15 protein-coding genes and 1 tRNA gene are annotated in these 17,927 nt (G+C 53.2%); 11 read left to right on the top strand and 5 right to left on the bottom strand.

Going from position 1 to position 17,927, the window contains the following annotated elements; all coding sequences use genetic code 11:
- Positions 1 to 242: 242 nt before the first annotated feature.
- The 3 genes from BST81_RS29105 to BST81_RS09030 form a co-directional block, all read right to left on the bottom strand.
- The gene (locus BST81_RS29105; RefSeq protein ID WP_290439431.1) at positions 243 to 368 is read right to left on the bottom strand and encodes a hypothetical protein; all 126 of its coding nucleotides are present in this window, start codon (positions 366 to 368) and stop codon (positions 243 to 245) included.
- Between the two features lie 37 nt (positions 369 to 405).
- A complete protein-coding gene (aspS, locus tag BST81_RS09035; RefSeq protein WP_075598227.1) occupies positions 406 to 2,193 on the bottom strand; it encodes an aspartate--tRNA ligase in 1,788 nt (595 codons plus the stop codon).
- A gap of 114 nt (positions 2,194 to 2,307) precedes the next feature.
- The gene (locus tag BST81_RS09030) at positions 2,308 to 3,189 is read right to left on the bottom strand and encodes a M48 family metalloprotease (RefSeq protein ID WP_075598226.1); all 882 of its coding nucleotides are present in this window, start codon (positions 3,187 to 3,189) and stop codon (positions 2,308 to 2,310) included.
- Positions 3,190 to 3,369: 180 nt separating this feature from the next.
- Between BST81_RS09030 and crcB the strand changes: the two genes are divergently transcribed.
- The 5 genes from crcB (at position 3,370) to BST81_RS09005 (ending at position 8,841) form a co-directional block, all read left to right on the top strand.
- Positions 3,370 to 3,768 carry a fluoride efflux transporter CrcB gene (crcB, locus tag BST81_RS09025; protein ID WP_075598225.1) on the top strand — a complete coding sequence of 133 codons (399 nt, stop codon included), beginning with the start codon at positions 3,370 to 3,372 and terminating at the stop codon, positions 3,766 to 3,768.
- 65 nt (positions 3,769 to 3,833) lie between these two features.
- A complete protein-coding gene (locus BST81_RS09020) occupies positions 3,834 to 5,885 on the top strand; it encodes a DICT sensory domain-containing protein (RefSeq protein WP_075598224.1) in 2,052 nt (683 codons plus the stop codon).
- An 83-nt stretch (positions 5,886 to 5,968) separates the two neighbouring features.
- Positions 5,969 to 6,394: a photosystem I reaction center subunit II PsaD gene (locus BST81_RS09015; protein WP_075598223.1), complete on the top strand. Its 426-nt coding sequence runs from the start codon at positions 5,969 to 5,971 to the stop codon at positions 6,392 to 6,394.
- A 176-nt stretch (positions 6,395 to 6,570) separates the two neighbouring features.
- Positions 6,571 to 8,127 (top strand): anthranilate synthase component I, encoded by a 1,557-nt coding sequence (trpE, locus tag BST81_RS09010; RefSeq protein WP_075598222.1) that lies wholly within the window; start codon positions 6,571 to 6,573, stop codon positions 8,125 to 8,127.
- A gap of 66 nt (positions 8,128 to 8,193) precedes the next feature.
- Complete coding sequence (locus tag BST81_RS09005; protein WP_075598221.1) at positions 8,194 to 8,841, top strand: Crp/Fnr family transcriptional regulator; 648 nt, start codon at positions 8,194 to 8,196, stop codon at positions 8,839 to 8,841.
- Between the two features lie 294 nt (positions 8,842 to 9,135).
- Here BST81_RS09005 and BST81_RS09000 read toward each other — a convergent pair.
- Positions 9,136 to 9,208 (bottom strand) — tRNA-Arg (locus BST81_RS09000).
- A gap of 233 nt (positions 9,209 to 9,441) precedes the next feature.
- Between BST81_RS09000 and BST81_RS08995 the strand changes: the two genes are divergently transcribed.
- From BST81_RS08995 to BST81_RS27415, 3 genes are all read left to right on the top strand, one after another.
- A complete protein-coding gene (locus BST81_RS08995) occupies positions 9,442 to 10,107 on the top strand; it encodes an Npun_F0813 family protein (RefSeq protein WP_075598220.1) in 666 nt (221 codons plus the stop codon).
- A gap of 126 nt (positions 10,108 to 10,233) precedes the next feature.
- On the top strand, positions 10,234 to 11,364 hold the full coding sequence (locus BST81_RS08990; RefSeq protein ID WP_075598219.1) for a hypothetical protein: 1,131 nt from the start codon (positions 10,234 to 10,236) through the stop codon (positions 11,362 to 11,364).
- 66 nt (positions 11,365 to 11,430) lie between these two features.
- Positions 11,431 to 12,414 carry a helix-turn-helix domain-containing protein gene (locus BST81_RS27415; RefSeq protein WP_075598218.1) on the top strand — a complete coding sequence of 328 codons (984 nt, stop codon included), beginning with the start codon at positions 11,431 to 11,433 and terminating at the stop codon, positions 12,412 to 12,414.
- Positions 12,415 to 12,550: 136 nt separating this feature from the next.
- Here BST81_RS27415 and BST81_RS08980 read toward each other — a convergent pair whose 3' ends face one another.
- Positions 12,551 to 13,024: a hypothetical protein gene (locus BST81_RS08980; RefSeq protein ID WP_075598217.1), complete on the bottom strand. Its 474-nt coding sequence runs from the start codon at positions 13,022 to 13,024 to the stop codon at positions 12,551 to 12,553.
- Positions 13,025 to 13,133: 109 nt separating this feature from the next.
- Here BST81_RS08980 and hetZ point away from each other — a divergent pair, with 109 nt between their 5' ends.
- From hetZ to BST81_RS08965, 3 genes are all read left to right on the top strand, one after another.
- Positions 13,134 to 14,276 (top strand): heterocyst differentiation protein HetZ, encoded by a 1,143-nt coding sequence (hetZ, locus tag BST81_RS08975; RefSeq protein ID WP_171974704.1) that lies wholly within the window; start codon positions 13,134 to 13,136, stop codon positions 14,274 to 14,276.
- 11 nt (positions 14,277 to 14,287) lie between these two features.
- On the top strand, positions 14,288 to 15,364 hold the full coding sequence (locus BST81_RS08970; protein ID WP_075598215.1) for a hypothetical protein: 1,077 nt from the start codon (positions 14,288 to 14,290) through the stop codon (positions 15,362 to 15,364).
- A gap of 226 nt (positions 15,365 to 15,590) precedes the next feature.
- Positions 15,591 to 17,921 carry a transglutaminaseTgpA domain-containing protein gene (locus BST81_RS08965; RefSeq protein ID WP_075598214.1) on the top strand — a complete coding sequence of 777 codons (2,331 nt, stop codon included), beginning with the start codon at positions 15,591 to 15,593 and terminating at the stop codon, positions 17,919 to 17,921.
- The last annotated feature ends 6 nt before the right edge of the window (positions 17,922 to 17,927 follow it).

Below are 17,927 nucleotides of genomic sequence, written 5' to 3'. Positions count from 1 at the left end.
GAACCAGGGACCCCAGGGAACTGCCGTAGTCTCCTAGCGTCCAGGCTCTGCCTGGGGGCCATACCCACCCCTGCCCTGGGGGCCACCCCTCCCGAGAGGGGATTTAATTTTCTCCCCGTCTCCTAGCGCCCCGTCTCCTAGCGCCCAGGCTCTGCCTGGGTGCCCCTGCCRTCATCCAGCGTCGCAGCATYTGGTTCCCAGCCAGAGTCTGGGAACCAGGGACCCTCCCCCTGCCCTCTCTCCTAGCGCCCAGGCTCTGCCTGGGTGCCCTTGCTGTCATCCAGCACCAGCGTCGCAGCATTTGGTTCCCAGCCAGAGTCTGGGAACCAGGGAGCCAGAGTCTGGGAACCAGGGACACCAGGGATCACTTTTGCTCTCTCTGAATTTGCTGAGCGAAGGAATGCCTTACTTTTTCGGTTTGAAGGTCGAAGCTACTTGGAGTTCCTTCAGTTGTTTGGGATCAACCCCAGAAGGGGCATCGGTCAGCAGACAGCGGGCCTGCTGGGTCTTGGGAAAGGCGATCGCATCCCGAATCGAATCTTCTCCGGCCAGGAGCATGACCCAGCGATCGATGCCGTAGGCGATGCCGCCGTGGGGTGGGGCTCCGTACTCGAAGGCTTCCAGGAAGAAGCCAAACTTATCGCGGGCTTCTTCGTCGGAGAGTCCGATCAGCTCGAAGACTCTGGCCTGGATTTCCGGTTGGTGAATCCGCACACTGCCCCCGGCGGCTTCAAAGCCGTTGAACACCAGGTCATAAGCCTGGGACCGGGCTGTTTTCAGGTCGTTCAGATCATCGGGATGGGGGGCGGAGAAGGGGTTGTGGGCGGCTTCTAGTCGCTTCTCGTCCGCATTCCACTCAAACAGGGGGAAATCTGTGACCCAGAGCAAGTTAATCTGGTCCGCATCAATCAGGTTCAGTTCTCGACCCAGGCACTGCCGCAGCCGATCGAGGGTTTTGTTCACCGTAGCCCGATCGCCTGCCCCAAATAATAATAGATGACCGGCCTGGGCCTGGGTTCGCTCCAGAATGGTTTGTTTTTGGGCTTCGCTCAGGTTGTCCTTAATGGCTCCAATGGTGTCAATTTCCCCATTGTCCCGCACCCGAATATAGGCCAGTCCTTTGGCTCCGGCTTCGGCGGCTTCCTTGAACAGATCCCCACCCGGTTTGATCCGCACATTCGAGATCAGATCATTGCCGCCAGGAATGGGCAGGATTTTGACAATCCCCCCCTGGCTGACGGCGTCGTTGAAGACTTTGAAGCCACATCCCTGAACCACATCTGAGACATCTACCAGTTCCAGACCGTAGCGGGTGTCGGGTTTATCGCTGCCGTAGCGGTCCATGGCTTCGGTATAGGTGAGGCGGGGGAAGGGCCGGGGCAGGTCAATCCCTTTCAGGGTCTTGAGAATATGACAGGACAGGCGCTCGTTCAAGTCCATGATCTCATCCTGGGACATGAAGCTCATTTCCATGTCCAGTTGGGTAAACTCTGGCTGCCGATCGGCCCGCAGGTCTTCATCCCGGAAACAGCGGGCAATCTGATAGTAGCGATCGACCCCGGCAATCATCAGGATCTGTTTGAATAACTGGGGAGATTGGGGCAGGGCATACCATTCGCTCAGATTCACCCGCGAAGGCACCAGGTAATCTCGTGCCCCCTCCGGCGTGGATTTGGTCAGGATGGGGGTTTCCACCTCCATGAACCCTTCCCCATCTTCCAGATAGCGCCGGATGGTTTTAATCAGCTCATGGCGCAATTTCAGATTGCTGCTCATGCGCTCCCGGCGAATGTCCAGGTAGCGATAGCGGAGCCGCAGTTCCTCCCGCACGGTTTCTGTTTCGGTGGTGGAAACCTGGAAAGGCAGTTGCTTGCGAACAGCGTTCAGGATTTCGATCCGATCGGCATAGACCTCGACTTCACCCGTAGGCAGGCGAGGATTCAAAGAATCTTCTGGGCGCTGGGTGACTCGTCCGGTAATGGCGACCACGTACTCGTTCCGTAGGCTCTCGGCCATGCTGTAGGAATCGGGGGTGCGAACCGGGTCACTGACAATCTGGACAATGCCAGACCGATCGCGTAAATCCAGGAAAATCACGCCTCCATGATCACGGCGACGGTCCACCCAGCCGCATAAGGTAACCGTCTGTCCGATATGTTCGGGGCGGATCTGGCCGCAATAATGGGTTCGCATGGCAAGGAATGTAACTCAAACGATAAAGTGATCCAAACAAAATTGTAGGGTGGGCCGTGCCCACCCCACTAACTTTGATGATACTCGTGTCTGAGGAAATTCCTCGCTCTCCGGTTAGAACTCCAGGGAGGTTTGCAGGGAGGAATACCCCTGCTCCCGCTCTAGCCTGAGCAGATTTTGGATACGGGCCTCTGTGGAAGGATGGGTGGAAAAGAGGCGGGCCAGTCCCTCACCTGCAAAAGGGTTGATGATCAACAGGGGTTCGAAGGCCGGATTAGCTGCGATCGGTTGTTGACGACTCTGGTTTTCCATGCGCTGCAGGGCACGGGCCAGGGCACGGGGATTGCCGGTCAGCCGGGCAGCTCCAGCATCAGCAGCAAATTCACGGGTGCGGGATAGGCCCAGTTGCAGGATGGTGGCGGCCACGGGAGCCAGCATCACGGTGAGTAGGATACCGAATGGATTGGCGTTGCGATCGTCCTGACGCCCCCCACCAAACCACAGGCTGTAGCTGGCAATCTGGGCCAGGAAAGAAATCGCCCCTGCGACAGTGGCGGCGACAGCCTGGGTCAGGGTATCCCGGTGGTAGATGTGGCTGAGCTCATGGGCCAGAACGGCTTCCAGTTCATCTTCTGGCAAAATTTGCAGGATCCCTTCGGTAACGGCGACGGCAGCATGTTCTGGATCGCGTCCGGTGGCAAAGGCGTTGGCGGCATTGCCTGGAACCAGATAAACGGCTGGCATGGGCAGGCCCGCTCGATCGCTCAGACGCTGGACGATCCGGTGGAGGCCAGGAGCCTGGTGGAGACTGACAGGTTGGGCTCCGTAGACAGCTAAGGCAACCTTATCGGAGTAATACCAGGACCCCAGATTGGTGAGGGCAGCCAGACCCAATCCGATGACGATACCGCCTGTACCCCCAATGATCCAGTAGCTGACCGTAATCAGCAGGGCGCTCAGTAAACCTAGCAGGGCAACTGTCTTAATTTGATTCATCGCCCGTTCTCCTTAAAACAATATTGGGTGATTAATGGCTGATGTTCCTACTTGGGGAAATTCAGCTTCTTAACCTTTAGTTACATTCTAGGGATGGCGTTTGATCCGACAGGGTCGGTTCCCCTGCTTAGGAGAGTACGGATCTGCCTATACTGTGATGGAAAAATTGCTGAACCACCCATGTTCCAAGATCCTGCCATCCGTTACCCGATCGCCATCAGTCTGGGGGCGATCGCTGGGGCTCTGTCCCGTTACTATCTCACCCTCTGGTTTGCCCAGCAGTTTGGGACTGGCTTTCCCTCCGGCACGTTTGCCATTAACCTGAGTGGGTGCTTTGGCATGGGCTTGTTTGTCACCCTGGTGTTGGAGCGATCGTTGCAAGTTCCGCCGGAACTACAATTGCTGATTACTACTGGCTTTCTGGGTGCGTACACCACCTTCTCTACCTATGGTCTGGATACGGTCATGGTGTTTCGGGTCACCCCGATCGCAGCAATTTTTTATGGATTGGCCAGCCCTGTGTTGGGGGTGGGCTGTGTGTATCTGGGGAGCACGATCGGTCGAATCTTGAGATTCTAGGCTCACCTGCTGTTCTCTGCATCAGGTTTTAGATCACAATAGGAGCATATTCAAAGAAAGTGCTGATGAGTGTCCCCACTTCCATTCTGGAAGAGCTGTTGCAAGCTATCCCTGACCTGCACCCCCAGATCTTTTTCAAGTCCTCCCTGACGGCACTTTCCCATGCAATGGAGGATCAGGTCCTGGCAGGAGCGGCTCAGCCACTGGTAATTGCCAGTTTTCAGCGGGAGCGCTTTTATCGTCAGGAAGCCAGTCGTTATCAGCGAATTGCCGAATGTACGGGTCAGGTTTACGTTCTGGCTGCTCCAGAAACAGATTTTACCCATCGATCGGAGCATTACGAAACCATCGCTTTTGATCCGACTGAACCCCTCAGTCAGGAATGGCATCTGGTGGTTCTGGGTCCTCAATATGCCTCCTGTCTGGTTTGTCATGAGCGGGAAACCATTGACCAGGAGCCTGATTCCAAACTCATGCGTCTGTCTGAACAGCTTCCCATGGACCAAGTCCGCCGCTTTGAAGGCATCTGGACCTTCGATCGGGCAGTCACTAGCAAAGCTGCCGATCTCCTGCTGGATCGGATTTTGGGTTATCGTCCCGAGCTGGCGGAGAAAATTGCCGAGGCCAGGGCTGAATTTCTGGTTGAGCAACCCCAAGGCTTTAATAAGGTCAATCCGGGGCCTTTTGCCGATCGGCTGGTGACCTATCTGCAGGCGGGTCAGTACAAGTTAATGAAAGCCTATCGCTCCATTGCGGCTCAGGAACGCAAGGAGCGGTTGGTCAACTCGATCACTGCCGCGATCCGCCGATCGCTGGATCCTGATCAAATTTTGGGTGTGGCCGTGCAGGAACTGGGGCAAGCCCTGGATGCCTGCCGTTGCCTGATCTACCGCTGTAAGGCCAGCGATTCGGTGGCCACGATTCAATTTGAGTTCCTGGGGCATGAGGCTACCTCCTTACTCCATCAGTCCTGGCCGTTGCAAACCAATCCCCTGTTTCAGGAAATCGTGACTAATCGGGAACTGGTCTACATTGAGGCAGTTTCTCAACATCCTCAGATTCAGGGCTCGGATACCCTCAAGGCTCTGGTGGCGCGTTGCCAGATCAGCACCTGGCTGCTCGTACCGGTGCTCTATCAGGATCGCCTGTTGGGCATGCTGGAACTGCATCATTGTGCCTGTGAAGCAGACCCACCCTGGACAGGGGATGACGTGGCCCTGGTGGAGGCGATCGCCATCCAGGTCGGGGTTGCCCTGATTCAGGCGGAGGCTTATTCCCATCTAGAAGATTTGAATCAGCAACTGGAGGCCCTCGATCGTACCCGCAGCAATCTGGTCGCCATTACGGGTCATGAGCTACGGACGCCCCTATCCACGATTCAGATCTGCCTGGAAAGCCTATCCAGTGAGCCGGACATGCCCCGAGAACTGCAACAGGTGATGTTGAGTACGGCACTGACCGATGCGGAGCGAATGCGGAAACTGGTACAGGATTTTCTCACCCTGTCTCGGCTAGAGAGTGGGCGGGTGGAGTGGCACCTGGAATCTTTGCCCTTAAGAGAGTGTGTAGATCTGGCCCTCAGCAGCATCCGGACAAGAGTCACCGAAAAGACCCTACCGCAAATTAAAACGAAGGTCCCGACCAAGCTGCCCCTGGTGCGAGCGGATGGGGAGTGGCTGGTCGAGGTGCTGGCCAAGTTGGTGGACAATGCCTGCAAGTTTACCCAACCGGAAGGGCAGGTGGTGATTCAAGCGCGGCGCTGCAACGATAACCAGATGATGGAAGTCACGGTGGCGGATACAGGCCGGGGGATCGAGCCAAATCGGCTGGAAGTCGTGTTCGATCGCTTCTATCAGGAAGAAGGCGCTCTGCGACGAAGTGCCGGGGGAACGGGTCTGGGGCTGGCGATCTGTCGCCAGATTGTCAATGCCTTGGGAGGGGAGATCTGGGCGGAATCGGCGGGACGCGATCAGGGCAGTGCCTTTCACTTTACAATCCCGATCGTGGAGGATAACCCGGAGCAATCTGCACAACAGGATGCTGGGGCTTCATCCCAGCGGCAAAACGGCAACTCAACCCCGGTTCGCAAAGGACGTTCGACCATCCGGCAATCCTGAAGAACTGTAACAGTTCCTGACGAAGTTGATAAGTGGGTACAGTCTCGGTGATAGGATGCCGGAAACCGATTTACAGAGAAGTTATGTCAGAAACCCTCACTGGACAAACTCCTTTATTTGGTGGCAGCACCGGCAGCACCTTACTATCTAAAGCCTCCGTTGAAGAAAAATATGCCATCACCTGGACCAGCAAAAAGGAGCAAGTCTTCGAAATGCCTACAGGTGGTGCGGCAGTGATGCATGAAGGCGAAAATCTGCTTTACCTGGCTCGTAAAGAGCATGGTATCGCTTTGGGCGCTCAACTACGGACCAAGTTCAAGATTACCGATTACAAGATCTCCCGAGTTTTCCCGAATGGGGAAGTTCAGCATCTGCATCCCAAAGATGGTGTTTTCCCTGAAAAGGTGAACGCTGGTCGGGAAGCAGTTGGTAGCAAAGCTCGCAATATTGGCAGCAATCCTGAGCCTGTAACCATCAAGTTCAGCGGTAATGCTCCTTACGATGTTTGATTTTGATTACGAAATAGTCTGATTGCGAAAAGCTTTCGGCGATCGACAGCCAAAGATTTCAATGGTGGGTAGTAAGCAGAGATGGTATCATCTCAAACTTACTGCCCTATTTTTTTGGGTCATGGAATCGTTCCTTTCTGGTATGGGCGCATGGCCGCACCGTTACATTTCGCCTTATGATGCTTCCCGACTTTTCCCAATTTGAGCACCTGGCCCGCCAGGGTAACTTCGTGCCGGTCTATCAGGAATGGGTCGCCGATCTGGACACCCCAGTTTCTGCCTGGTATAAAGTCTGCGCTGGTCAACCCTACAGTTTTTTGCTGGAGTCGGTAGAGGGGGGAGAGCAATTAGCCCGCTACAGTCTGCTGGGTTGCGATCCGCTGTGGGTGCTGGAGGCGCGGGGCGATCGCACGATTCAGACCTATCGGGATGGCTCAGTCAACGTATTTCAAGGGGATCCGTTCCTGGCCCTGGCTGAATGTTTGCAGCCCTACAAGCCCGTCAAGCTACCCCAATTGCCGCCCGGCATTGGGGGGTTATTTGGGTTTTGGGGCTACGAACTGATCCGCTGGATTGAACCGAGAGTCCCGATCTATCCGGCCCAGGAGGGGAATCTGCCAGATGGTCTCTGGATGCAGGTGGATAGTCTGCTGATTTTTGATCAGGTGAAGCGCAAAATTTGGGCCGTTACCTATGCCGATCTGCGGACTGAAACTGATTTAAAGCGAGCCTATCAAAATGCCTGCGATCGGGTTACCCAGATGGTCAGTCAGTTGCAGTTGCCCTTACCCGCAGAGAAAACCATTCTGGAATGGACGCCGCCCGGCCTCAGGCAACAGGAGCTCACCTATACCAGTAACACCTCCAAAGAACAGTTTTGTGTCAATGTGGAGGCGGCCAGGGAGTACATCCGATCTGGGGATATTTTTCAGGTGGTGATTTCCCAGCGACTGGAAACGGAATATGAGGGGGATCCGTTTGCCCTCTATCGCTCTTTACGGTTGATTAACCCGTCTCCCTACATGGCCTATTTCCATTTCCGAGATTGGCAAATCATTGGGTCTAGTCCGGAGGTGATGGTGAAGGCAGAACACGGCATTGACCCGGATGCGCCCAGAATTGCGACCCTGCGGCCGATCGCAGGCACGCGGCCCCGGGGAAAAACAGCGGCGGAAGATGCGGCCCTAGCGGAAGACTTATTGCAGGACCCGAAGGAACGGGCTGAGCATGTCATGCTGGTGGATCTGGGCCGGAATGATCTGGGGCGTGTTTGCAGCAGCGGCACCGTGCAGGTGGATGAGCTCATGGTGATTGAGCGGTACTCCCACGTTATGCATATCGTCAGCAATGTTATTGGGCAACTGGCTCCGGGCAAAACAGCCTGGGATCTGCTCAAGGCTGCCTTCCCTGCCGGGACAGTCAGCGGGGCTCCCAAAATTCGGGCCATGGAGATTATTCATGAGTTGGAACCCTGTCGTCGGGGGGTTTACTCGGGGGTCTATGGCTACTATGACTTTGAAGGTCAACTGATTACGGCGATCGCTATTCGGACCATGGTGGTGCAGGCCAATCTCCAGGGAAAACATAAGGTCATGGTTCAGGCCGGTGCTGGTTTGGTCGCAGATTCTGATCCGGAACGGGAATATGAGGAAACCCTGAACAAAGCCAGGGGAATGTTGGAGGCTATTCGCTGTCTCAATGTTATCCAGACTGCAAATCTTAACCTGGACTGAACCTGGGAATTACCTTTTCTTTAGCTTGACCGTTGACACTGATAGGCAGAATCAGCGTCAGGTACTATGACTTACAGTCTGTTTCACTCCCCCTCTCCAGAAAGCGTCTCCCAATCTACTGATCCTCGTCAATTTCTAGAAGATCTTTACCAGGGACGCAGTCTCCATCACTACAGTTGTGGTCAAACTATTCCCATGACGGCGCAGGAAGTTCTGATTGTTAGCCGTGGCGTGGTTCAACTCAGTACCTTCTACCCAACCGGAGACGAGGCGCTGTTAGGTCTGGCAGGCCCTTCCATGCCTTTTGGGTTACCGCTGACAGTGATTCATCCCTACCAGGCAGCGGCCCTGTCTGATGTAGATTTGATGCGGGTTGCCCTGGCAGAATTAGAAGCCTCATCGGTGCTGACCCAAAATGTGTTCGGCCATTTAGGCCGCCGACTGCGACAGACAGAGGCATTTCTGGCGTTGATTGGGCATCGGCGGGTCCGAGATCGTCTCTGTCACCTGCTGCTCCTGCTGACCCAAGAAATTGGCCACCCCACAGCGGAAGGTATGCGGCTCAATGTCCGGCTGACCCACCAGCATCTGGCGAATGCGATCGGAACGACCCGCGTAACTGTGACTCGTTTGCTCGGTCAGCTTAAAGAAGAGGGCTGGCTCAGTATCGATCGGAGTCATCACTTAATTATTTCTGAAACTGCAAATTTCTAATTCAAAATTCAAGTTATCGTTCTCCCCGGGGTGCTGTTAACAGCACCCTTGTTTGTTTTTAGAGACAATTCCCGATCTCGCAGTCACTGCTGATCATGCCCGACAAGGCCACATCTGGGCTTGTTGGAATAGTTATCCTGTGTTTCACTAGAGGCGTTGCATGCAATATAGAGGTGTGGCGTGCATCTGTTCAGCAGAGGAAATAGGGGCCGAAATCTCTCTAGGTGAGATTTCATGTTAAGGAAAGAAAATTGGAGTCCGAGTTAGGAATAAGATTCTGGAAGCCTTTTTGGACGCCCTCGGCAGGATTCGAACCTGCGACCCAGGGATTAGAAATCCCTTGCGCTATCCACTGCGCTACGAGGGCAAACAGTAAGATTAGGATTGAATTGTGATAATTCAGATCTGCCTCTATAAAATGAATGAAAACAATGGGTAAAGAGATCGAGTTAAATTTTCTCGAATCTGCTAGCTTATGTTATCAAAATTGCGCTGACACAGCTATAGTCATGAAACAGCTATAGTCATAAAGCAGCTATAGCTGGGAAACAGCCATTGAGAGCGAACCCCAGGCTCTGACAGGAGTGAGTTAACAGTGTCATGTTTATTCTAAAGCGACAGGATGTTGAGATTACCAGTGTGCAGCACCCAAATCGGGAGCAGCAGATTCCTATCCTTCAGTACCAGGGGCAGACCTTTCGCCTGATCAGCGTTTTTAGTTCCAGTCAGGAGGATGATGCAAAGGCTTTCTGGCGAGATCTGACCGATAACCGGGGGAAAGCCTGTGTCCTGTTAGAAGAGCCTGAACGCTATAGTGTTTGGGGGAAAGTCCGCTTAGATCAGCTAGCCAGCGAAGCTCAGGCAGGCACAGATGGAACAGCCCCGGCTCTGACCCAGGCCAGCTTGCTCATCCTCCAAGCTGTTTATGTCGATATTGAAGATTATTTAGGAGCAAAGCAGGCCGGGTTGTTTCAGAAAGATATCAGTGATGTCTTTAAACAGTGGCGCTTTCCCCAGGCTGATTCTCCCGATGGCGTCAACCATCTCCTGACGATGGACCCCTTAAATGCTCCCCGCCTGCCTGCCTGGGATGAGCACCATCTCAATACCCTCTTGCAAGAATTGCATAAGCTGGGCAAGCGTTATTTTGGGAATGCCAGCTTTACTGAGCGCGTGCTGGAGTCCCTCCAGGATATGGGTGCTTCCGAGCGCAAGCAGTTTATGGATTGGTTGGGCCAATCTCCTAACAGTAAGTTCTGGCGATGACTGCCTTAAGAATGGTTACGATCGAGAACCAACTTCTTTCCATATGCGACGCTATGAGACGCCAACGTGAAATTTTTGTTTAATTTATCTCTATACTTAACCGAAATCGTCATCTTGTGAATTCCCATGAGCGGCTCTTCTGAAAAGTCCCCCGGCTCCAAAGCTCTCCTTTCTGTTCGAAATATTGTGCTTGCCGGGTTTATCTGGTCAATTCTGGCCCTGCTGTTCTTTCTTCTCTTCAGCACTCCTGGAACACCCGGAGAAGATCGAACCTGGTACGGAATTGGCACTACCATCTTTGAGTTGGTGGCCTATATTTTTGCATCCGTCCTCTGCTTTATAAACTGGCGTAGTCCTCAGATTGTAAGTGGGCGGAATGTTTGGCTGGCGATCGGACTAGGGATGCTATTTTATTTCCTGGGTGGAATTCTATTCTTCTATTGGGAGACCATTTTAGGGATTGAGCCCGCCGTGTCACCAGGAGACTTTTTCTACATCCCGACCTACATCTGTCTGGGCTATGGATTGATCTCGGCTGTTTTTACCCGACGGCTGAATCTGGAAATCTGGCAATGGGCCGTTGTAGCTGGCATCGCCGCTGTAGGGATTGGTCTGGCCACCTGGGTTTCAACTTCAAATACAGCACAACCTCAGGCCCTTTTCTCGGATGCGGTGATGGCTCAAACGGCTCCCACACAGGCAAAACCAGCTCAACCCCCCGTTCGATCGCCCAGCAAGGCTCCTGCGGTTAAGCCTGCGCCAGGGGCCAAGCCTCCTGTGGCCAAGCCTCCTGTGGCCAAGCCCACCTCTCCCGCTCCGACAACCCAGCAGTCTCCCGCCTCTCCTGTGGTGTCTCCCAGTCCATCCGAAACTCAGTCTGGGAAACCAGCCAAGGAAGTGCCCACATGGGCGCAGGAACTGGAGAAGCAACTCGCTCCGCTGGAAGGGCCAATTCAGCTCTTCTACGTGGTTAGTGATGTTGTTCTGCTGATTATGGCCTCCATCTTGCTGTTAGCCTATTGGGGCGGACGGTCTTCTCTTTCCTGGCGGATGATTGCAGCCGCCGCCTTTTGTCTTTACATTGCCGATATTTACTTCAAGTACGCTAGTAACCAACCGAGCTATCAAAGTGGGAGTCTGCCGGAGGTATTCTGGATTTTTAGTGGCGTCCTGTTTGGAATTGGGGCTGCTCTGGAGCATGACCTTTCAACTCGTTCTCGGCGAGCAGGTTCTCGTCGAAGTGCCAGAGGAACTTGAGACCAGTCTGAGCGTCTTGAGCCATCTGCAATACAATGGATAGAGCTGACTAGAACCCTTGTGCCCATGACTGCCAAAAAGCTATCTGAGTCTGATAAAGAGAATATTCTGAAGCTCTATCGGTTGCCAGGGGAAACGACTGCAACACTGGCAAGTCGCTATGATGTCAGCACCAGTACGATTAGCCGCATCCTTAAGCATGGAATTCCAGATCTTGAGTATGAAACTTTAATTCAGCAGAAACGGGGGTTGCGACTGCAGGGAGATCAGCCGCAACCGATGCTGGAAATAGCAGACCAGATGGATGGTTCAGACTCAGAGAATAGGGCTGCAGAAGTTGTGCAGCCTGCTTTGCCTTTTTCAGAATCTTTATCTACGACAGAACCCAATTCCCCTCAGCGGCGGCAACGCCGTCGTTCTGCAGTCCCTGTGGAAGCTGAACCAACTCCCCATCTGGAGCCTGTGATTCTGGCTTCAGTGAATCAGGTGGAGGCAACTGATGCAGCAGGTTCTATGGACGATGTTTACAGCGAGGGAATTCAGGCGTTACAGGAGATTATTCGAGAAGACCTGCTCGATCGGGAGCCGGAGTTAGAAGATTTGGATGAGGACCTGGACGAGGACCTGGACGATGATGAGGACCTGGACGATGATCTGGACGACGATGAGGACCTGGAGGATGGAGATCCCCTGGAGGATGATCTTCTAGCAGTGGATTTTTCTCCCCTCCAGGCCAAATCCTTTGTTCAGGTATTACCTCTATCAGAGGCCTCTGTGCCCAAGATTTTTTATCTGGTGGTCGATCGGGGCTCTGAGCTGATTACCCGTCCTTTGAAGGATTTTGCGGTTCTGGGGCAGTTTCCAGACGGGGAAGTTCAGGAGAGAATTCTGCCCATCTTTGACAATCATCGCGTGGCTCGCCGGTTCTCCCGGAAAACGCAGCGGGTGATTAAGGTACCCGATGGCAAAATGCTTCAGAAGGTCAGTTCCTATTTACAAGCTAAAGGAATTACCCGGCTTCTGATTGATGGTCAGGTTTATTCGTTATAAGGCTCGGAAATGAAATAAAGTGCCCCATTCCTGAGGACCCTCACCCCAATTTGGGTGAGGGGGTTGGGGGTGAAAGTTGAAGAACTCCAGGTTATTGAATCCAAGATCCTAAGAATAAATTTCCAGATTCAGCCGATCAGGCAATATTCGGCGGTATATTGCTGGAGAAATTAGCCTGTAGATAAGATTGAATCAGGGTTTGCAGCTCTGTACGCTTAATCTCTGTTCCAGTGTCAACATTACCAGGCGTTTCAAAGAAAACAACGCTGTCTACTGTCTCCATGGCCATCATTTGAAACAGAATGTGAATTGCCGGAACGGGAAGTGCCAGAATCTGAGAATCCCTTAAAGATTGCTGAGAGCCTGCAGCAACATCTTTAAGGGTAGAAAAGGCATAGATCACATTCTTCTCAAGACCCGGATTTGCCCGATTGCTGATTGTCGTAAGAATCCAGCTTTGCTCTAGAGTCTGTAGAATGTAGTACTGAGGATGGCGCAGTTTCTGCGCAATCCTTTTAAGAGCGGGTGCAATCGCCTCTACCACCTTAGGAGTAACCCCATCCTTGGGGGCATACTCAATTAACACCTGAATCTGCTGGTCCAAATCCATTCCTGTGTCCATCTTGAACGGGAGGGTTAAAACTATACCAGTCTAGACTTTCTATGGGTGTGTTAGGGTTTTTGTTAGCAGATAAACATCTAGGGAGATCTGCCAGATCGTGGAGGCAATTTTTCAACTGCTGTTCAACGAACTTAAACAATCCACTAAAGCGACTGAAAAAAGCTGCCGGATGGTTGCAGAGCGTTTGGCTAGTGAAGTCAGTCGGATTTGTTCGGAAAGTAAACGGATCCAAGATTCTGGCCAGGTCGATTCCTGGGCGGTCACTTTGGCACGTCATCGCCTCAAACAATGTCTGACTTACTATAAATTGGGCTCCCGTCGAGGACGGGTCGAGCTTCACAGTACCCTGAGTGCAGTTGTGTACCGTTACATTACCCCGCCCCATGTTCAGTCTAGCTATCAGGCCCGCTTAACCCTGATTGAGGATTTCCTGCAAGGATTTTATATTGAGGCTCTGAATGCGTTCCGCCGGGAAGCCCAACTTACGGCAGACTATACCCCTAAAACTCTCCTGGATCTGGCGGAGTATATGGCTTTCTCGGAACGTTATGCCAAACGTCGTATCCCCCTGCCAGGACGTCGTAATCAACAGTTGATTATCCTTCGGGCACAGACATTTTCCCAACAGCAACCCGCAGAGATTTTTGTGGATATTGAGCAGGCTGCTGAAGGATCGGGGTCTGAACCGGATCACATTTGGAATGCAGCTTCTTTGCAACGGGTGCGGGAACAGATGGTTGCCCAAGATCTGGAGCCAGCCGAGGACTCTTTACGCCATAATGTCGTGGCAGATTTGATGGCTTATCTGGAAGAGCGGCAGCAAAATGACTGTGCAGATTATTTTGCGCTACGTTTGCAGGATTTGTCTGCTAATGAGATTGAAGCGGTACTGGGCCTAACTCCCCGCCAGCGGGATTATTTGCAACAGCGATTCAAGTATCACCTAGTGCGCTTTGCACTGTCCCACCGATGGGAATTGGTGCATCAGTGGCTGGAGGCTGATCTGGATCACAATCTGGGGCTGACCTCTCACCAGTGGCAAACGTTCCAGGCTCGCATCAGCCAGCAGCAGTTGAGTCTCTTGCGGATGAAACAGCAGGGCGTGCCCGATCTTGCGATCGCGCAGGATTTGGGCTTCACCACGACTCAGGTCCAGAAGCAGTGGTCCAAACTGCTGGAGCAAGCCTGGGAAATTCGTAATGGTGCAATGTCCGGATCAGGTATTTCTACAGATGAATAGGAGTCTAGAAGATGGAGAAGGATCCTGTTTTTTCACCGGAACAATTTATCACCTGGTTATTTCAGGGTTCTGGCTCTGCTTCGACTAATACACCTTGGGAGGTCAGTAGTACAATCGATTGCAGTGGGGGGGCTGCTGTAGAGCCTTTCACTCCAAATGGAGTTCATGCTTCCTCAGTTGATGGACTGGATGAACTGGAGTCGATTATCTTAGAGTCATTTGATGGTGAAGCGATCGACCTACTGGCCGATGCGCTTCAAGACTTCTCCCCGCAGTCAGGGCATGGAACACTCAAACTGGGAGAAATATCTACTGTGCACGATCGATTTTATACCCTCATTAAACGTCGGCTAGAAGCCGAGATCCAGCTTCACCCTCCCCTATTTCCCTGGGAAACGGAGCTGGTGGATTATGAATCGGATGTATCCGTTGTTGAAGAACCGGTTGCAGGATTATGGCTGGCTCAACTACGCCGCCTCAACCTGCCCGTGCCGATGCCCCAAGAAATCCTGACTCAGCTCCTGCAGCATTGTCAGAATTTGGTCCAAACGCCCTTGAGAGAAGGAGCAAAGCTAGTTCAGGCAGTGGAGTCTTTCTTTCCTGAGGATTCACAGTTGTTGAATCATCTCGCTGGGCAAGTTTTGCTGTCCCCCAGTCGGGGTTCGGCAGCCCCGGCTCCAGTCCGGGAAACGATGCCTGATGATTACGCAACGGCCAATCCTACCCAGCAGATGGTCCTCTCATTGCTGGCGGCCAGGGAAATTCTGCGCTCCCTGACCCTGACCGTATCGGCAAGCCAACCGATCGTGGAACGGGAATGGTTGACCCAAGCTGGGCCTCTGACCTTGCAGTTGCACTATGAGGTCCAACCGGAAGCCCGACTACAAGTTCAAGCCCATCTGCCCAGTGGAGGTCGTCTAACCCTCCAAACGTCGGCAGCGCAGGCATCTGCTTCCAGAGATAATGGGGGCTCCTTGATTTTGGAAGTCTCGAATCTGCCCCTGGATTGGACGGCTGTTCTGGAAGTTCAACTGCAGACCGCCGTTCAAACCCCCTTAACCTTTGCGATCTCCCCTGCAGAACGTTAGGGTTTGAACCGTCTAGAATGGTCCGTGTCGGAGAGATGAGGTGTATTTCAGGCATCCGGTAGGATGTCTCAATTGTTTTGTTGGCATGGGGAAAAAGGGATGGGGTAGGGATCGGCAGGATGATTCCCCCGGGTTGGTTGCTGGTCTGTCCAGAAGCTAAGATAGGTCCAGGATCTGCAGTTTATAGAACTGGGGTTTCAGACCTGGTTGGGAAAGATCAAAACCTATGTCTAATGCTTCTGGTACACAGCAACAGCCCAGTAACACAGGTTTTCGTGGGTGGCGACCTTGGGAAAATCTTCCTTTGCCGGAGCCAGAGGATTCAGTTTTATTACGGGTGCTGACGCAGGCTCTGGTTATTGTAGGGATCATTGCTACAGATGTGGCCGCTGGCGGGATTGGGGGATGGCAGATTACCAGTTATTGGTCAGTCCCCTTCAGTATTGTGGGGGCAAGCTGGAGCTGGTATCGGCGACGTAAGCGGAATATTGCAACTAAATTCATGCTGGCGATCGGGATGTTGCTTACCCTGGCGGCTTTTTTCAGTCGCCTGTTTGGTGAACTCAATGATCCCCGGCTGGCACTGGCCCAGTTGCTGATTCAACTCCAGGTCCTACATAGCTTCGACTTGCCCCGACGCAAAGATCTGGGGTACTCCATGGTCATCGGGCTGATTTTGATTGGCGTCGCCGGGACCCTGAGTGAGACCCTGGCTTTTGGACCGATGCTACTCCTGTTTATTACGATCGCCCTGCCCGTGCTGGTGCTGGATTATCGGTCCCGTCTGGGTCTGGTGTTGCGGGGTCTGAAAATACCCACCGCAGATCTGTCTCCCCGCAGGCTGGGGGTATTTTGGGTAGCGATCGTCGGCCTAGGTCTGGTCGTCTTCACCCTGATGCCCCGGTTTCCGGGATATCAGCTGCGGACTTTTCCCGTCAGTCCACCCGCAAATCTGCAACAACAACGTACCGATCTGAGCCGAATTACCAATCCGGGTTATCCCTCCCGAGGCGGCAATGAACCCGGAACGGGTCAGGGTCAGGGAGATCCCCAGGCAGGTCAGGGAACGGGCCAGGGGACGTTGAACCCAGATCATTACTATGGATTTAATAACCAGATTAATCAGAACCTCCGAGGAGAGTTAAAACCCAAGGTGGTGATGCGCGTTCGTTCCCAGGCAGAGGGGTTCTGGCGGGTCATGGCCTTCGATCGCTATACGGGCCAGGGTTGGGAGGTCTCTCGCAGCGATCGATCTTCCCCCATTCGGCGACCGAGTTGGACCTACCAGTTCTTTCTGCCGATTATGAATTTGACTGGCCGGACGCGAGAAGTGGTCCAGACCTACACGATCGTGTCTGAGGAGTTTCCCAACATCATTCCAGCTTTGTATCAGCCGAAGGAACTCTATTTCTTTACAGACGAGATTGGGGTTGATGCGGAAGGAGGGCTGCGATCTCCACTGGCAGTCACGGAAGGAGCCACCTATACGGTGATCTCGGAAGTTCCTTTCCGGAATCGGACAGTACTGGGTAAAGCTCCCAAGGTCTATCCAGTTAACATTCGCAAATATTATCTGCAACTTCCACCGACTATTGCGCCCCGAGTTCAACAGCGCACAGAGGAGATCCTGGCCACAGCCCCCAATATCTTGAAAGATCCCTATGAGAAGGCGCTGTACCTGGCCCAATATCTGAAGCAGAATTATCAGATTCTACCGGAATTGCCTTTCTGGGGATTTAACGAGGATATGGTGGAATCCTTCCTTTTCCTGTATAAGGGGGGCTATCCTGATCACTTCTCCACGGCTCTGACGGTGATGTTGCGTTCGGTCGGGATTCCGGCTCGACTGACGACAGGATTTTTGCCAGGACAATTTAACCCCTTCACAGGGCTTTACATTGTCAAGAATACAGACGCTTTTGCGATGACGGAAGTGTACTTCCCAAAGCAGGGCTGGTTTGCCTTTGACCCCATCCCTGGCCATGAGTTATACCCCCCTTCGGTAGAAGAAAGTCAGACTTTCACCGTTCTACAGAAGTTCTGGCAGTGGGTCGCTGGCTGGTTACCCTCTCCTGTCACCAGCTTTCTGAATCGCTTCTTCAGCATTATTTTCGGGCCCATTGTCGCGATTGTGGCCTGGTTCATTAGTCTGATTACCCAGGGCTGGTTTGGCCTCTTCGCAGCCCTGCTCATTGGGGTCGGACTGGCCTTTCTGCTCTGGTTGGCCTGGAATGCCTGGCGGGCCTGGCGATATCAGCTCTGGCTGGCCAGACTTCCCGCAATGGAAAGTCTTTACCGTCAGATGCTGGACTGGTTGGGCGATCGGGGGCTGCGTCGTCAGCCCACCCAAACCCCCTTTGAATATGCCCAACAGGTGCGGACCCAACAGCCCCCGGAGGCTTCCGCGATCATTGATGAGATTTCTGATGCGTATGTGCGCTGGCGCTACGGGGCTCAAGCTGTAGATACCCAACATTTACAACAACAGTTCTTGAATTTGCGCCAGAGATCGTCAGCCGCAAGCCGATTCCGGCGCAGAAGTCCCAGAAATTCTTGAGGGGAT

The organism is Leptolyngbya sp. 'hensonii' (genome assembly GCF_001939115.1).
GTDB lineage: Bacteria > Cyanobacteriota > Cyanobacteriia.
Note: the sequence above shows the minus strand (reverse complement) of the source record. Positions and strands in the feature narration are given on the sequence as shown.

What these genes read in the sequence shown, in the direction of transcription:
- aspS (WP_075598227.1), bottom strand. Translation starts at nt 2,193, where the DNA reads ATGCGAACCCATTATTGCGGCCAGATCCGCCCCGAACATATCGGACAG.
- BST81_RS08970 (WP_075598215.1), top strand. Translation starts at nt 14,288, where the DNA reads ATGGAGAAGGATCCTGTTTTTTCACCGGAACAATTTATCACCTGGTTA.
- BST81_RS08965 (WP_075598214.1), top strand. Translation starts at nt 15,591, where the DNA reads ATGTCTAATGCTTCTGGTACACAGCAACAGCCCAGTAACACAGGTTTT.
- BST81_RS08980 (WP_075598217.1), bottom strand. Translation starts at nt 13,024, where the DNA reads ATGGATTTGGACCAGCAGATTCAGGTGTTAATTGAGTATGCCCCCAAG.
- BST81_RS09020 (WP_075598224.1), top strand. Translation starts at nt 3,834, where the DNA reads ATGAGTGTCCCCACTTCCATTCTGGAAGAGCTGTTGCAAGCTATCCCT.
- crcB (WP_075598225.1), top strand. Translation starts at nt 3,370, where the DNA reads ATGTTCCAAGATCCTGCCATCCGTTACCCGATCGCCATCAGTCTGGGG.
- trpE (WP_075598222.1), top strand. Translation starts at nt 6,571, where the DNA reads ATGATGCTTCCCGACTTTTCCCAATTTGAGCACCTGGCCCGCCAGGGT.
- BST81_RS08995 (WP_075598220.1), top strand. Translation starts at nt 9,442, where the DNA reads ATGTTTATTCTAAAGCGACAGGATGTTGAGATTACCAGTGTGCAGCAC.
- BST81_RS09030 (WP_075598226.1), bottom strand. Translation starts at nt 3,189, where the DNA reads ATGAATCAAATTAAGACAGTTGCCCTGCTAGGTTTACTGAGCGCCCTG.
- BST81_RS09015 (WP_075598223.1), top strand. Translation starts at nt 5,969, where the DNA reads ATGTCAGAAACCCTCACTGGACAAACTCCTTTATTTGGTGGCAGCACC.
- BST81_RS08990 (WP_075598219.1), top strand. Translation starts at nt 10,234, where the DNA reads ATGAGCGGCTCTTCTGAAAAGTCCCCCGGCTCCAAAGCTCTCCTTTCT.
- BST81_RS09005 (WP_075598221.1), top strand. Translation starts at nt 8,194, where the DNA reads ATGACTTACAGTCTGTTTCACTCCCCCTCTCCAGAAAGCGTCTCCCAA.
- BST81_RS27415 (WP_075598218.1), top strand. Translation starts at nt 11,431, where the DNA reads ATGACTGCCAAAAAGCTATCTGAGTCTGATAAAGAGAATATTCTGAAG.